10 protein-coding genes are annotated in these 15,817 nt (G+C 49.6%); all 10 read left to right on the top strand.

Annotated features, from left to right (window positions below; all coding sequences use genetic code 11):
* A partial coding sequence (locus PGL02S_RS26315; RefSeq protein WP_164762895.1) for an aldo/keto reductase occupies positions 1-786 on the top strand: 786 nt, incomplete at its 5' end.
* 235 nt (positions 787-1,021) lie between these two features.
* Entirely contained in the window at positions 1,022-3,331 is a 2,310-nt protein-coding gene (locus PGL02S_RS26310; RefSeq protein WP_036643217.1) for a helix-turn-helix domain-containing protein, read from the top strand.
* Between the two features lie 277 nt (positions 3,332-3,608).
* A complete protein-coding gene (locus tag PGL02S_RS26305) occupies positions 3,609-4,619 on the top strand; it encodes an ABC transporter permease (RefSeq protein ID WP_036643215.1) in 1,011 nt (336 codons plus the stop codon).
* Positions 4,619-5,500: a carbohydrate ABC transporter permease gene (locus PGL02S_RS26300; protein WP_036643214.1), complete on the top strand. Its 882-nt coding sequence runs from the start codon at positions 4,619-4,621 to the stop codon at positions 5,498-5,500. The genes PGL02S_RS26305 and PGL02S_RS26300 overlap by 1 nt, the downstream gene beginning before the upstream one ends.
* Positions 5,501-5,562: 62 nt before the next feature.
* Positions 5,563-7,074 (top strand): extracellular solute-binding protein, encoded by a 1,512-nt coding sequence (locus PGL02S_RS26295; RefSeq protein ID WP_036643213.1) that lies wholly within the window; start codon positions 5,563-5,565, stop codon positions 7,072-7,074.
* 90 nt (positions 7,075-7,164) lie between these two features.
* Positions 7,165-8,841 carry a DUF4091 domain-containing protein gene (locus PGL02S_RS26290; RefSeq protein WP_036643212.1) on the top strand — a complete coding sequence of 559 codons (1,677 nt, stop codon included), beginning with the start codon at positions 7,165-7,167 and terminating at the stop codon, positions 8,839-8,841.
* Between the two features lie 209 nt (positions 8,842-9,050).
* On the top strand, positions 9,051-12,011 hold the full coding sequence (locus PGL02S_RS26285) for a polysaccharide lyase family 8 super-sandwich domain-containing protein (RefSeq protein ID WP_036643211.1): 2,961 nt from the start codon (positions 9,051-9,053) through the stop codon (positions 12,009-12,011).
* A gap of 43 nt (positions 12,012-12,054) precedes the next feature.
* Positions 12,055-13,176, top strand: a complete 1,122-nt coding sequence (locus PGL02S_RS26280) for a glycoside hydrolase family 88 protein (RefSeq protein ID WP_036643210.1) — start codon at positions 12,055-12,057, stop codon at positions 13,174-13,176.
* A 28-nt stretch (positions 13,177-13,204) separates the two neighbouring features.
* The gene (locus tag PGL02S_RS26275; RefSeq protein ID WP_036643207.1) at positions 13,205-14,062 is read left to right on the top strand and encodes a DMT family transporter; all 858 of its coding nucleotides are present in this window, start codon (positions 13,205-13,207) and stop codon (positions 14,060-14,062) included.
* 149 nt (positions 14,063-14,211) lie between these two features.
* Complete coding sequence (locus PGL02S_RS26270; protein WP_051449309.1) at positions 14,212-15,723, top strand: CehA/McbA family metallohydrolase; 1,512 nt, start codon at positions 14,212-14,214, stop codon at positions 15,721-15,723.
* Positions 15,724-15,817: the final 94 nt, after the last annotated feature.

The raw sequence follows: 15,817 nt of genomic DNA, 5'->3' as shown, positions 1-15,817 counted from the left end.
GAACTGGGTATTAATTTGTTAGATACAGCCGAGTGTTACGGGCCTCATCATATGTCTGAGAATTTCATCGGGGATTTCTTGTCACGTGACCGCCGCGAGGATTGGGTTATTGCCTCCAAGTTTGGTCATCAGTGGCATGAGCAATGGGAGAATGCCTGGGACGCGAAGCAGATTCGAATCCAGCTGGAGGAATCTCTTAAAGCGCTGCGTACGGATTATATCGACCTGTATCAATTCCATTCCGGCTCGGATGAAGTGTTCAATAATGATGAGATGTGGACGATGCTGGACAAGCAGGTTCAGGCGGGAACGATCCGAAATCTCGGGATATCGATCGGAAGCAACAGGAATATCTATCAAACCGACAAGGCTGCGGAGCTGAATGCCAAGGCGATTCAGGTTGTGTATAACCGTCTGGATCAGGCACCGGAGGAAGAGGTTCTCCCTTCATGTCTGAAGCAGGATCTTGGTGTATTGGCACGGGTTCCGTTGGCAGGCGGGTACTTGAGCGGGAAATACAAGCCGGGGACGGTGTTCAGCGATAAAGTGCGCAGGAACCGTGACCAGGACGAGATTAATGCCAAGCTGAAGCTTGTGGAAGAGATCAGACAAAAGGAAGTGCCCGAAGGCGTGAATATGGCGGAATGGGCGCTGGCCTGGTGTCTGAAGCATCCGGCGGTCAGCTGTGTCATTCCGGGCTGCAAAAGCGTGGATCAGGTAGAGATGAACGCAAAGGCCGTGGAGCAGGATCTGGTGAACGAAGAACACCCGGGTGCTTGGAAATAATCAAGCAGCGGTCGTAACTGACGCAGGCTGTTACGGGATGAGCGGGTTAGATAGTAGAATGTTTAAGCATCTCAAGGTCTTTCGTAGATCCTTGAGATGCTTTTTTCATGATGGCTATCCAAGTGAATCTCTTAAATCTTCTGAACGATTAACAGTGACTCATTGCCATAATAGATCGTAATGGAATAGTATAAAGTAGTAATCATCGAGAGCTATAGTATGGGGAGCCTTGGACATGAAGATACGAGATCATAATCGAATGACCTGGACTAGATGGTTTATGAACAAGCCATCGTTTTACCGAAAAATGGTGTGGATCGCTTTATTATCGTCGATTGTTCCGATTATGATCTTGGGCATATCCAGCTACGCCATGACAACCAAAATGATCAAGCAGGATGCAAGTCAGGACGTCTCGCAGATTTTGAATTATGCCTCACAGACGATTGATACAGGGATGGATCGAATACAGAATAATTTGATTCAGATGTTAATGGGGTCATTTTTCACCTCCGATTTTGCAGAGCAGAAACGTAACAATTATGCCGGGTTTTATTCCAATGTGTATCAGAATCTGGCAGCCTTTAAGAATGGAAATCCTCAGATCGAGGATATTTCCTTATATACGTTGGATGAGAATTACTTCATATCGGCTACATATGGCGGGCACAAGGCTGAATCTGAAGACGAAATCAGAGCAGCCCATCAATTGCTGAACGACAAACAGCAGCTTTATTGGAAGGCAGGCTATTTTCTCAATGACAAAGAGGACGTCAACGGCATTTCTATCGTAAGCGCACTCCCCCTGCATGCCCAGGACCCGATAGGCTTTATTGGGATCACGATGGACAATCGGATGTTCGAATCGTTAGCCAGGCCCTTCATCAAATATGAGAATGAACGAATGTATGTCCTTGATGATACAGGCCAATTGGTATTCCATCTCAATGGCACCTCGGTTCCTCCGGAATTGTATGAAATGATAACGGTTACAAATAAAATCGGACATGAATTCGTATACCATTGGGATGGCAAGGAATACCTTGTTACCTCCAAGCTTTCGCCTATGTACAATCTGCTGTACATCGACATGATTCCAACAAAAGAGTTATACAGCAGCTCGCAGTGGATAGCGGGCATGACCTTGCTTATGGTTGTGATTGTTCTTGTTACCGGCTTCACATTGGCATGGGTTGGCGCGAAAAGAGCCTATCGGCCGATCAAAAAGCTGATGTTCCAAGTCAGCGGCAGTCAGACGGGCGATATGGGAATGGATGAGATCAGTTATGTCAATAAGCGCTGGACGGAAATGAACAGCAAGGCGCTTGAACTGGAAGGACAATTGAATGAACAGCTGCCGCTGATCCGTGAGATTTTTGCCCTGCGGCTGATGGAGGGACAGTTCACGCATGATCGCCAGGAGCACCTGGCGGCTCTTCTAGGCAGGTACAGCATACCGAAACAGCAATCAGCAGTCGTTTTTATCATTGCATATGATCAATTTGTGGAAGAGGCCAAGTTTCAAGAGTCTGATAAGGACCTGATCCTGTTTATTATGAAAAATATTGCGTCGGAGCTCTTGGAGCAGAGCGGTCTCCAGGGAATTGTAATCAATGCCTTGAATGATCAAGTGATCGTGTGGCTCTGGACGGAGCAGGAAGAGGCCAGAGTATGGGAGCTTACGCTTAAGCCGGCTGTGGAGCAGGTCCGTCAGCAGATTGCCCATTATTTATGTTCGCCGGTAACAATTGGTTTAAGCAGAACGACAGATCAGGTGGAGTTGTTACCCGACTTGTACCGGGAAGCGCAGCTTGCCATTCATTCGCGCATGATTAACGGCGGCAACCAGATCATTGAGAGCAAAGGCCTCATCAACTCCATGAATTATCGATACCCGACGGAGCTGGAAACTCATTTCACCGCGTCGCTTCAAGTAGGCAACTTCGCGGAGGCTGAGCGTATGCTGCATGCATTCTCTGATAAAGTGCAGACGGCCGTACATAATCCCGAGCTTATTCTGATGTCCTATGATCAGCTGTTATCTACGACACTTCGAACCGCGTATCTGATGGATATCGACTATGACCATTTATTTGGTCGTTCTACCTTCGAGTTATATACGGAAATGAGAGAGTGTGCGACGATTCAGGACTTGAATGAGTGGTTTAAGCGCGAATTGTTAGAACCGATTTTGCTGTCGCTCAGCAACAAAAAGAATCAAGAATACGAGCACCTTATTCATAAAGTTACGCTGTATATTGCTGAGCATTATCATCTGGATATTTCGCTGGATCAATGTGCGCAAATTTGTGGTATAAGCCCTCCTTACCTGAGCAAACTCTTCAAGAAAGTGAAGGATATTTCTTTTATTGAATATTTGACCCAGGTTCGCGTAACCAGAGCGATTGACTTGTTGGTTACAACGGATTTGCTGGTGAATGAAATTGCCGAGCAGGTAGGATACAACCCCAAGAATTTTATAAGGGTGTTCAAAAAACAGACCGGATTGCCGCCAGGGCAGTACCGTGAAACGCATAGAACGTAATCTTCCTTATTCGACTGACTTGCAATCGACGAGAAGTTAAGGACACTTCTCGTTTTTGCAAGTTTTTTTGTGCCGCGAAGAGGGTCTCATTTTTTAGTCTCGGGCCCGGTCAGGCTGTTGATTTATGAGTCATACCCAACGGGAGAATCCAGTCGTACCAAGGGATTCGCAATTTTTGCAGCGTCAGGCTCATCGGATGAAGAATTGGTCATTGCCCAGTGAATCGCCGGCTTGTAAGATGCAGACATGAAACACTTTGGTAAGCAAGTGGAACTTCATGATCATGCAGGAGGTGGTGGTTACCTTGTCGCAATCCAATACGGAGCACGCGATTTTGGCATCTGGTAGTGAAAGGGAACGAGGCGGGAAAAAAAGATCCAGGCTGGAACGAATGAAGGTGATAATCGCCCGGGAGAAATATTTATATGTGCTTGCGCTTCCGGGGCTGTTGTTTTTCCTCATATTTAAGTACTTCCCCATCTGGGGTCTCGCTTTAGCCTTTCAGAATTACTCTCCGTATTTAGGCTTTTGGGGGAGTGAATGGGTTGGTCTTAAGTATTTCTATGATTTTTTTACGAACCCGGATTTTCTGCTGCTATTCCGAAATACGATGGCAATCAGTCTGCTCAACATTATGTTTTTCTTCCCGGTACCGATTGTTCTGTCACTGCTTATTAACGAAGTACGGAGCCTGAAGTTCAAGAAGACGATTCAGACGATTATCTATTTGCCCCATTTTCTATCATGGGTCATCATCGCAGGCATTTGTTTCATTATTCTCGGCCAGAGCGACGGCATTATCAATAAAATTATCGTTGAGCTAGGCGGACAACCGATTGGCTTCTTAACGGAGCCTAATTATTTCTGGGGGCTTCTCACGGCACAGAGCATCTGGAAGGAAGCGGGTTGGGGAACGATCATATTTCTGGCGGCACTTGCCGGCATCAATCAAGACTTGTACGAAGCGGCACAGATTGATGGCGCAAACCGCTGGAAGCAGATGTTGAACGTGACACTGCCGGGCATTAAAAGCACAATCATCGTACTGCTCATACTGAGACTCGGACAGGTAATGGAAGTCGGATTCGAGCAAGTCTACCTGATGATGAGTTCTCCGGTTTCGCATGTAGCCGATGTATTCGACACGTATGTCTATCGGACAGGCATTCAGAACGGCCGATTCAGTTACGCGACGGTTGTCGGGATCTTTAAATCGGTTGTCGGTCTGCTTCTGGTTGTTATGGCCAATCGCTTGGCCAAAAAATTCGGTGAGGAGGGTCTTTACTGATGAAGCACTCCTTCGGTTATAAATTCACGAATGGAATGATTTATGCGGTGCTGTCCCTGATCGGACTGGTAACCCTGCTGCCGTTCCTGTACGTAATCATCATCTCGTTTACAGATCCAAGTGAATATCTGAGCAAGTCTCTCATCCTGATTCCGGAAAAATGGAGCTTCAGCTCCTACCGATACATCCTGTCTACCGAGATGTTCATCCGTTCTTTGGGAGTCAGCGCTTTTCTCGCTATAGTGGGTTCCATTATCAGCATCATGATCACAAGCGCTCTGTCCTATTCGCTTTCCCGGAGACAATTCTTCGGCAAGAAATTCTTCTTGCTTGCGATTCTGATGACGATGCTGTTCAATCCCGGCATGATTCCAAACTTCTTGCTGGTGGAGAGCATGGGATTGATGGATACGATATGGTCGTTGATTCTTCCGGCTGTTACGAGTGCCTGGTACGTGTTCTTAATGAGAAACTTTTATCAGGAATTACCGGAGGAACTGGAGGAAGCAGCCAAAATTGACGGCTCCAACGATATCGGCGTGTTCTTCAAAATCATGCTCCCCATCTCGCTGCCTGCCATAGCCGCTTTCGGATTATTTTTTGCCGTAGGGTTCTGGAACACCTACTTTAACGGAGTGTTGTACATTAATTCGGAAGAACTGCGGCCGATGCAGGTCGTTCTGCAGATGATGCTGATACAGGCATCGACTAATGTGGCAGATCCATCCGTTGCCGCCATGCTGCAAAGCGAGCAGATGCTGCCTCCAGAGACCATCAAGATGGCAGCTGTGGTTGTTGCATCACTGCCTATCATTCTGGTCTATCCTTTCTTGCAGAAGTACTTTGTCAAAGGTATGCTGGTGGGTTCCATTAAAGGTTAATAGCGCGGACATCACCATTACATATTGATTCTTAATGATGATACAAAGGGAGGGTCTTACACATGAAAAAAAGAAATTGGGTCACCATGCTATTCGCTCTGACACTCGCCGTATCCTTAGTGGGATGCGCCAAAGGGGAGAGCAAATCTGCCGAAGGCGAAGCTGCGGACGGTGAGCAAAAACCGGTTGAGATCAGTATTGGTACGATGACGTACGGGGAATCTCCGAGCAGTGATCTGGACAGCATCACCCAGTTGAACGAGGAATTGAACGTCAAGCTGGATATTGACTTCTATCCAATCAACAGCTACAAAGAGAAAGTCAATGCGCTGCTGGCCTCCAAGAGTTTGCCTGATGTTATTTTGATAGAGGACATTCAGGATCCCGCATTCTCAACGGCTACCGAACAAGGAGCATTCTGGGATTTGACGCCTTACATCAAGGATTATCCAAATCTTGCAGCCTACCCGGAGAACGCGTATGAAAATACGAAGTTTCTGGGCAAGACATTCGGCATCCCGCGCGTTCGTCCACTGGACGGCCATGAATCCCTAATGATCCGCCAGGATTGGCTGGACCAGGTTGGCCTTAAAGCTCCTGCCACGATGGACGAGCTCTATCAAGTTTTAGAAGCTTTCACCAAGAACGATCCGGATCAGAACGGCAAGAACGATACCTATGGTATGGCACAGGCCAGCGTGAGCGGTTATTTGATGTCGATGTTTGGCGCGGGTACAACGTGGAAAGAGCAGGCGGATGGGACGCTCCTTCCTTATTGGATGACAGATGAAGCCAAGACAGCGCTGGAATTCTGGAGCAAGGCCTATGCCGATGGTCTGATTACACCGGATTTGCCGGTCATGAAGTCAAGCCAGGTGAAGGAAATGATCATCCAAGGCAAAGCCGGAGTGGCTATTGCCAACGTTAATGAAGCCTTTATGTTTGGGCAAGAACTGAAGAAAATCCATCCGGAAGCAGAGCTGAAAGCCTTTGAGATCCCTGCTGCTCCAGACGGCAAGAAATACCATGAGCAAGCTTACGGGTCCTACGGCGTATTTCTTGTGAATAAATTAACGGTAGACGAGGCGAAGCTGAAGAAAATTCTAGAGGTCTATAACGCCACAGCGGACGAGGAAGGCTACAATCTGATCACGTATGGCTTGAAGGATGTAGATTATACCGTTTCGGAAGATGGTTCCATCGTTCAGACCGATGAGGGCAAAAAGAAAGCGTATGGTACCGCTACGACAGCACAGTGGATTTCCGGTTATTTTAACAAGTATCAACGTGCAGAAGCGCCCGACATGCCGGCCGAAGTGAAGGAATATAACTACAAACTAATCGACGCCATTACAAACTCCTCGGTGGTTAACCCGGCTGCCGGTTTGCCAGTGACGGAAGCCTGGATGGAAAGAGGCGGCGATTGGCAGAAGAAGTTCGTTGACATGTATACCAATGTGCTTATCGGCAAATCGAGTTTGGCGGATTGGGATGCCTTTATTGCCGGACTGCAGGCCGATGCCAACTTCCAGCAGCATTTGAAGGATACGGCGGACAGTTACAAATCGAAGTAAACAAGGGATGGATGGTTCCCGGCACATTCGAAAATTTCGCTCGAGTTTGCCGGGTTCATTGTCTACACCCATCATAAGGGGGAGGAAAAGATGGATTCATTGTTAAAGGTGGAATCATTCGAAACCCGGTGTGTCAGTTCCTTGGTTAAGGTGTTTGCGGATGAAGAGCTTAACGCTCCCGTACATCCTTGGGGTTCCGCATTGCGCGGCGAAACCTACTCTTATCAGATTGCATACCGCTCGAAAGTTCATATGAGATCTCTGCAGGTGGAAGTGGAGTCCGAACTGCGATCCAACCTATTTGTACGTAAGGTGGATCTGGTGCCTGCTAACTTTATTCATTATCATGATGCGGATGACCATGTTCTGAGGACAACACCGGGACTGTATCCTGATGCCCTCCTTCCGCTCGATGAGTTCGGTCTGACCGGGTATCCCGACCAATGGCGGTCCCTGTGGATTACGGTGGAAATACCGCGGGATGCGGAAGCGGGAATGTTCGATATCCGGTTCAGGATTAAGGATGAGAAGGGTCAACAGCTGGGTCAGGAGTCATTTATGCTGGAGGTCATCGCGGAGACACTGCCTGACCAAACGCTCATTCACACCGAGTGGTTTCACGTGGATTGCTTGGCTACCCATTATCGGACAGAGGTATTCAGTGAGCGGCACTGGCGGCTGATCGGTGAATATGTGAGCACTGCGGTTAAACATGGAATGAATATGATTCTGACGCCTTTGTTTACACCGCCGCTGGATACGGAAATCGGGGGAGATCGTCCGACGGTTCAACTTGTGAAGGTGGAGCGGACAGGTGACAGCTATCATTTTTCCTTCGATCTGTTACAGCGCTGGGTGGAACTGTGTAACGCCAGCGGCGTGAAATATTTTGAATTCTCTCATCTGTTCACGCAGTGGGGGGCAAAGTCTGCACCGAAAGTAATGGCTACCGTAGATGGACAATACAAGCTATTATTCGGCTGGGAGACTGCCTCCAATGATTCGGAGTATACGGCTTTCCTCACAGCGTTTCTAAACAAGCTTGTTCAATTTGTGAAGTGGAACGGGCTGGAGAAACGTGTGTACTTTCACCTGTCCGACGAGCCCAAGCTTGACGACCTGGAAACGTATCGTGCCGCGAGTGAGCTTGTGCGACCTATACTGAAAGACTTTCCGATCATCGATGCTTTATCGGATTATGAATTTTACAAGAGCGGGCTGATTGAACATCCGATTCCTGCCAGCAATGATATTCAGCCGTTTCTCGACCACGGTTTGGAAGGGTTGTGGACGTATTACTGCTGCGCCCAGTACAAACAAGTGTCCAACCGCTTTTTTCATATGCCGTCATCCCGCAATCGCGTGTTGGGGATTCAGCTCTATATATTGAAATTAAGGGGCTTCCTGCACTGGGGCTATAACTTTTGGTACGCACAGTTCTCCAAATACGCGATCAATCCATATCAGGTGACGGATGCCGGAGGGGGCTTTCCAGCAGGTGATGCCTTCCTGGTTTACCCTGGCGAAGAAGGACCGGTTGAATCGATCAGGCTGGAAGTATTGACAGAGGCGCTGCAAGATTTGCGTGCACTTGAGCTGCTGGAGCAGAAGGTGGGGCGTGAACAAGTAGTGGCAATGCTGCAGGACGGGCTGGAGGAAGAAATATCGTTAACGGTCTATCCGCGTGAAGAAGAGTGGTACATTCGAAAGAGAGAACAAGTGAACCGTCTGATTAGCAGCAGCGTAGATCAGCGGAAGAATGCATAGGGCGAAACAGCGTCTTGATGGCCCACAACCATCCAAGGATGCTTCGATCCTACACCGTGCGAACTGGGAGCAGTACACATAGGGAGCAGTGAGTGCACGATATACACCATTTTGCGACAGGGCGGAACGAAGAAATCACGCGCTTGCGCTTGTGGATCAGCGGAAAGAGGTAGAACGACTAAGGCTTCAGGCGGAAGGAGCACTTATATATGGATCTCGGATCAAGGCGGTTATCGATGGCAGTTGTTTTCTGTATGATATTTCAGGTTATCTTTGCAGGATTGCTCGGATCGAATCATCAAGTCCATGCCAGCGCTGTGGAGGGGAATCAAGGCCCTAATCTGATTCCGAATGGCGGGTTCGAGGAGGGTACACTGCTTCAACACCAGGACTGGGTCGGAGGCAGACCCGATGGTTGGAGCGCGTGGCTTCCAACGAGAAACGGACAGCAGGTTTCAGTGGTGAACAACCAGAGTCATCTTGGCAGCCGTTCAGTAGAAATTAAACATCAGGCCGCAGCCCGGACGGCGGTTGCCCCTCAGCCCATTACACCTGTATTGCCTGGCTTGGCCTATACCGTACAGGCTTGGTTGAAGACGCAGGATGTAAAACCTGTCGATGCCGGCAAGGGAGTATACATCCGTACTCAATTCTGTGCTGAGAACGGGAGCAAACTCATGGACGGTCCTGCGATTCCTTTCGTGAAAGGAAGCACCGAGTGGACGCTGCATGAAATGAAGATCGAGGTTCCAAAGGACCCCCGGATAACAAGATTGAAGGTAGAGATATTGCTTGAAACGGGCACGGGAACCGTCTGGATTGACGATGTTTCCCTGACTGAGACCGGTTCGGATTTACCCGCACAGGCGTTTGATACGATCCGCCAGCGCTGGGCTTCGAAGCTGGTCGGCGGCGAAGGTGTTCAGATGAACGATCCGGATGCGGCTGCTAACGTGTCTGCGCTTGTTGAACGGATGACAAACGGGGATAAGACGGGAAGATGGGATACGCTGAATAAAGGAGATCATCCTGATTCTTTATGGGACGGGGTGATCAGCAAGACGCAGAATGATTCATGGCGTATCTCCTGGGCCTACGGGATTATCCGCGACCTTGCCTTGGCTTATTCCATCGAGGGCTCGCCTCTCTACGGGAATGAAGCGTTGAAGAACGATATTGTACGGGCCATGAAATGGATGTACGAATATCAATACAATCCAAGCAAGAAGATCACGGGGAACTGGTGGGATTGGGAGATCGGAACTCCTCAGGAAGTTATGAATATTCTGGTGCTCATGCATGATGTGATGCCTCCGGAGCTTCTTAACCAATACCTTGCTGCCATCGATAAGTTCGTTCCTGATCCGAAGAAGCGTGTAGCGAACCCGGCAGCGGTCGAAACAGGAGCAAACCTGCTGGATAAGGCGCTTGTTGTTACTTTGCGAGGCATCGTGGGCAAGCAAGCGTCCAAAATCGAAATGGGCAGAGACTCCATTACGGATGAATTCCTATACGTCAAGCAAGGAGACGGCGTGTATGAAGACGGCTCCCTGGTCCAGCACAAAAATATTGCCTACACAGGAAGTTACGGCGGCGTATTGCTTGGCCGCATGGCCGATCTCTTCTTATTGTTCGCTGATTCGCCATGGGCGATCACAGATCCGAATGCCCGTCATGTCTATGACTGGGTAGGTCGTTCCTTTGAACCGCTTATATATAAAGGCGCAATGATGGATTCGGTAAAAGGGCGCAGCATATCCCGTGCTGCGGATTCGGATCATCTTGCAGGACGCTCGGTTTCGATGACGATTCTGCGTCTGGCCCAGTCGGCTCCGCCTGCTCAAGCATCACAAATGAAGAGCATGGTCAAGGAGTGGGCGCTGAAGGACACGACATTTGACAACTATTATACGGGTTTGCCGTTATATGAGCTGAACCTGCTGAAACAGCTGATGCAGGATGACAGCGTCATGCCGCGCGGCGAACTTGTTCATACGCAGGTGTTTGCCGGTATGGACCGGGCCGTTCAGCTCCGCGAGCATTTCGGCTTGGGCATCAGCATGTTCTCTGACCGGATTTCGGCATTCGAGTACGGCAACGGAGAGAATGCGAAGGGCTGGTATACCGGCATGGGAATGACCAGTCTCTACAATCAGGATCTGAAGCAATTCAGCGATCAGTACTGGCCAACCGTTGACAGTTACAGGCTGCCGGGAACAACAACAGATCGTTCGTCCAAGGCTCCGGCAGAGTGGGGCTATTACATGAACAGCAGAGATTGGGTCGGCGGATCGGTAATCGATGGCGAATACGGGGCTGTCGGCATGGAGTTTGCTCTGGATCAAAGCACAGGCAGCTCTTTATCCGGTAAAAAATCCTGGTTCCTGTTTGATGATGAGATGGTTGCTTTAGGCTCGGATATCAAGAATCTATCCGGCAATCCGACCGAGACCATCGTTGAGAACCGGCAGCTGACACATGCAGGTGACAACAAACTCATCATAAACGGTCGTGAGCTGCCGCCAAGTCTCGGCTGGGAGGAAAAGGTTAGTAATGTCAGTTGGGCTCATCTGGAAGGCAATGTCACCGGGGCGGATATCGGATACGTATTTCCTTCCAGGCAAGAGGTGGCTGGTAAACGTGAAGTCCGTGTGGGCTCCTGGAGTGAGATCAATAAGAGCGGTCCTGCGGATCCGATAAGCCGCAATTATTTGAGTCTGGCTATTGAGCATGGAACCGCAGTGAGTTCCGGGAGTTATGAATATGTATTGCTGCCGGGCAAAACGTCCCAACAGACTGCTGCGTATGCAGCGAGCCCGGATATTCAGGTACTGGCTGCAACGGGACGAGTTCATGCCGTCAAGGAACGCAAACACGGCTTAACTGGCATCAACTTCTGGGATGCAGGCTCTTTCCAGCAGGTGACGACCGATCAACCCATCTCGTACATCATGAAGGAGAACGGCGATATGCTGACGATTGCAGTGGCTGAGCCGACGCAGAAGCAAACGAGGGTGGTTGTTGATGTGGACAAGAGCGGACTGCAAGTGCTGGCACAGGACCCAACCGTGACCGTGCTGCAGATGTCACCCTCTATCCGGCTCGCTATTGATACACAGGGATCTGCAGGCAAGAGTCATACAATTACGCTGAGGCTGGATCCGACTTAAATGAATATAAGGAGGATCTAGCTTATGGAGAGGAGGAAGGATCATGTGGAAAGCAGCAATTGAGGACGCTTTGGTTAAAATCAAAGACAATACGAAGCGATTCGGAGATCATTTTCCGCACGTCAGCTTCAATGGCAAATACGGTCTGAATCCGAATGAGGATTGGACCAACGGATTCTGGAGTGGAATGTTATGGCTTGGCTATGAGTATTCCGGCGATGAAGCTTACCGTGAGGCGGCTCGCCGCACCGTTCAAAGCTTCAAGCGGCGAATGGAGTCCCATCGCGTTCTGGATCACCATGATATCGGATTCCTGTATACCTTGTCCTCACAGGCACAGTGGATGGTGGAACGCGATGAAGAAGCCAGGGAATTGACACTGCAAGCGGCGGATGTACTCATGCGCCGCTGGCGTCCTAACGGACAGTATCTTCAGGCATGGGGACTGCCTGAAGATACTCAGCACGGCGGACGAATGATCATCGATTGCCTTATGAATCTGCCGCTATTGTTCTGGGCTTCCCAACAAACAGGGGATGAACGCTACCGCGAGGCTGCCATCAAGCAGGCGGATCAGAGCCGTCGTTATCTGGTGCGCGGAGACGATAGCTCATACCATACATTTGTGTTCGATGTAGAGACGGGAGAAGCGATGGGCGGAGCGACACATCAGGGATATACGAACGGATCGACCTGGTCCCGCGGTCAAGCGTGGGGTGTATACGGATTCGCACTGGCATACCGCTATACGGGGAACCCGCTCTACCTGGATACGGCAAAGCGCATGGCGACTTATTTCATTCGGCACCTTCCAGAGGATCATGTGGCATATTGGGATTTTGACGTGCCAATAGATACGAATACGTACCGTGACAGCTCGGCTTCTGCCATCTTTGCGGCCGGAATGGTCGAACTGATCAGTCATCTGGATGCTGTAGATCCGGACCGTGCGGAGTTCGAGAAGAAGCTGAGGCTGACGCTGGAATCACTTGTGTGCCATTATTCAACGATTGGCGAACAAGACGCCGAAGGATTACTGAAGCATGGAGCCTATTATGTGAGAGGAAATACAGCGCCGGACGATTTCATGATATGGGGCGACTATTTCTATCTGGAGGTCTTGATGCGCATGGCTCGAGGCATCAAGGGATACTGGTACGAATAGGTGGATGTAACGAAATGATGAGGTAAACATGACAACATTAGCATTGTTATTAGTAATAGCGTCGGGCTTCACGCATTCCATATGGAACTTGTTTGCGAAGCGAAGCATCAATAAAGACGTGTTTCTGTGGTTAATCAACATCCCTTGTTTCATTCTGCTGACCCCCGTCGTTGTGGATTGGTTTATGAACCATACCATCCCTTTACAGGGCTATATTCTCATCTTACTATCGATTTTACTTCAGAGCGGATATTTCCTGCTGTTGTCCAAAGCGTACCAGCACGGAGAAATTTCACAGGTGTATCCGATTATGCGCGGTACCGGAGCGCTCCTGGTCCCTCTTCTCAGTGTCATGATCTACAATGAAGAGCTCTCCGTTTACGGCTGGGCTGGACTTGGAATTATCATTTTCGGTTTGATCCGGATCGGCGGGTTTAAGCTGAATCGAGCGCTGCTGAAGGACAGCCAGTACGTAAAAGGGCTTATGTTCGCTTTTGGAGTCGGCTTGTGCATTACAGGCTACACCCTTACAGACAAACTCATTCTGGAATATATTTCGCCGCTTGCTCTGCTGGGGTTGTGTAATATCGGTTACATGCTGGTGCTGACAGCCCCGGCACTCCGTTCGAAGAAGATCAGGGAAGAATGGAGAAGCAATGCCGTGGCACTGGTGGTGGGATCCATCTTGTCACCTGGGTCCTACCTGTTGTTCTTATATGCTATGAATCTGGGGCCGCTGTCTCATCTTTCACCCATTCGCGAAATCGGAACCGTGTTCGGGACATTGCTAGGTATTCTGATTCTGAAGGAACAGCAGGGCAGAGTACGGATTGTCATGTCGATTGCGATAACGGCAGGCATTATTATGATTGGAACGCTTGGATAGTACGAAAGTGATCGTCCTTCCTAACAACGCGAGTGACTTGCAGCGAAGGATGATGCATGCTGTCGTAACTCGGTTAACGAAGAGACTTGAGGTTACGATGATCAGATCTTTATGTTATAGATATTTTGGGGCAGGAAGGTGAATGAAAAATGAGCAGGGGACGCTTGTCTGTTACGATGGAGAGTTTGACGGAGTTTTTTCCGATTGAAGTAGAAGAGGGCCAGCAGTGGATTGCATTGCGTTTGCATTTTGAAGTGGAGCAATCTTGGGCGAGGGGATACTTGTGGGATGCCGAGCATTCATTACGCTTCTGTTTTCTCGATGGCGGGAACGAACGTCTGATTATAGTACATAGGCACCACGAACTGACTAGTCCAATCGCCATACCAGGACCGATTATGCCGGGAACATGGAGACTGGAGCTCAGTGCGAACCCAGGTAAACAGGTGGAGGCAGAGTGGGAAACAGGCAGCGGTCCTCTGCCAGAGCCATATCAGTCGGAACAATTGCAAGGGGACCGGGAATATTGGAGTTCGGGAAGAGAGCATGCCGGCTTTGTGTTGGATCGTTACGACTGGAAGAAGATATGGCAGGAAGGGAGCCGTTGGTACAAGGGGGATTTCCATACGCATACGGTGCTGTCCGACGGCAAGATGACCCAGAGGATGAACCGGGAACAAGCAGTCAAGCAAGGGTTGGATTTCTTCACGGCAACGGATCATAACGTGCTCTCGACTTCATGGCCGATTGGAGACGTGCTTGTTATTCCAGGCGTGGAAATCACGGCAGGAGATGGTCACTGGAACGCGCTTGGTCTGCGGCAGTGGATGGATTGGCGTTCTTCCGCAGGGGACGGCGGGTTGACTACACAGCAGGGTATGGACCGCCTGATGAAGGAAGCAGCGGAACAGGGAGCTGTATGCTCCATCAATCATCCCATGCTGGTTCCATGGGCGTGGCAATACGGGGAAACCTCATTAAGCGATATTCACTCGATCGAAATATGGAACGATCCAACCTATTCGCCGAATCCGGCAGCAGCGGAGAAAGCGTTGGAATTGTGGAGTGTTTGCTGGAATGCAGGGCATAAGCTGACGGGGATTGGCGGGTCTGATTCTCATATGCTGCCTACAGAACGTTATGAGGACTGCGATATGCCTTCCTTGATCGGTGACCCGGCTACCTATGTCTGGTGTGAGCACTTATCGGCGGAGTCTGTCCTGGAGGGGGTGCGCCGCGGTCGCGTATACGTTTCACGGGGGCCCATCCTTGAGGCTGCGATTCGGGCAGGCCGCGATGAATATCGGTTTGGCAGTGACATGTCCGCTGCCTTCGCAGGCAAGGATGCAGCAGAGGATAACCGTATGATTTACTGTACGCTGCGTATAACAAGCGAGGTGAATGTTCAAGTCGCGCTGGTTCATAACGGCAGGATTGATTCTTCCCAAGCAGCTGCGGCAGCTCAAGAGGAAGGTCAGCCTATTATAATGGAATGGGCGATCCCGTGGGAATCCGAAGGTTACCATTGGTATCGGTTCGATATCCGTGACGAAGCGGGACAGCTTCTCGCGTTTACGAACCCGGTCTATCACGGTTCTAAACAGCCACAGCCCATGACCTGGAGTGAACTTATAACACGCGCCGACCTGTCCCAAATCTAAAAACCCTTAACAGGGTGGATTATAGGTCTAACAATAGTATAACTAGAGGGTGTCCCAAAAGATCTTAAATCTTGTGAGATGCCCTCTTTGCACG

This window comes from Paenibacillus glucanolyticus NBRC 15330, assembly GCF_004000885.1.
GTDB classification, from domain to species: Bacteria; Bacillota; Bacilli; order Paenibacillales; family Paenibacillaceae; genus Paenibacillus_AQ; species Paenibacillus_AQ glucanolyticus.
This window is presented reverse-complemented; position numbering and strand designations above follow the sequence as displayed.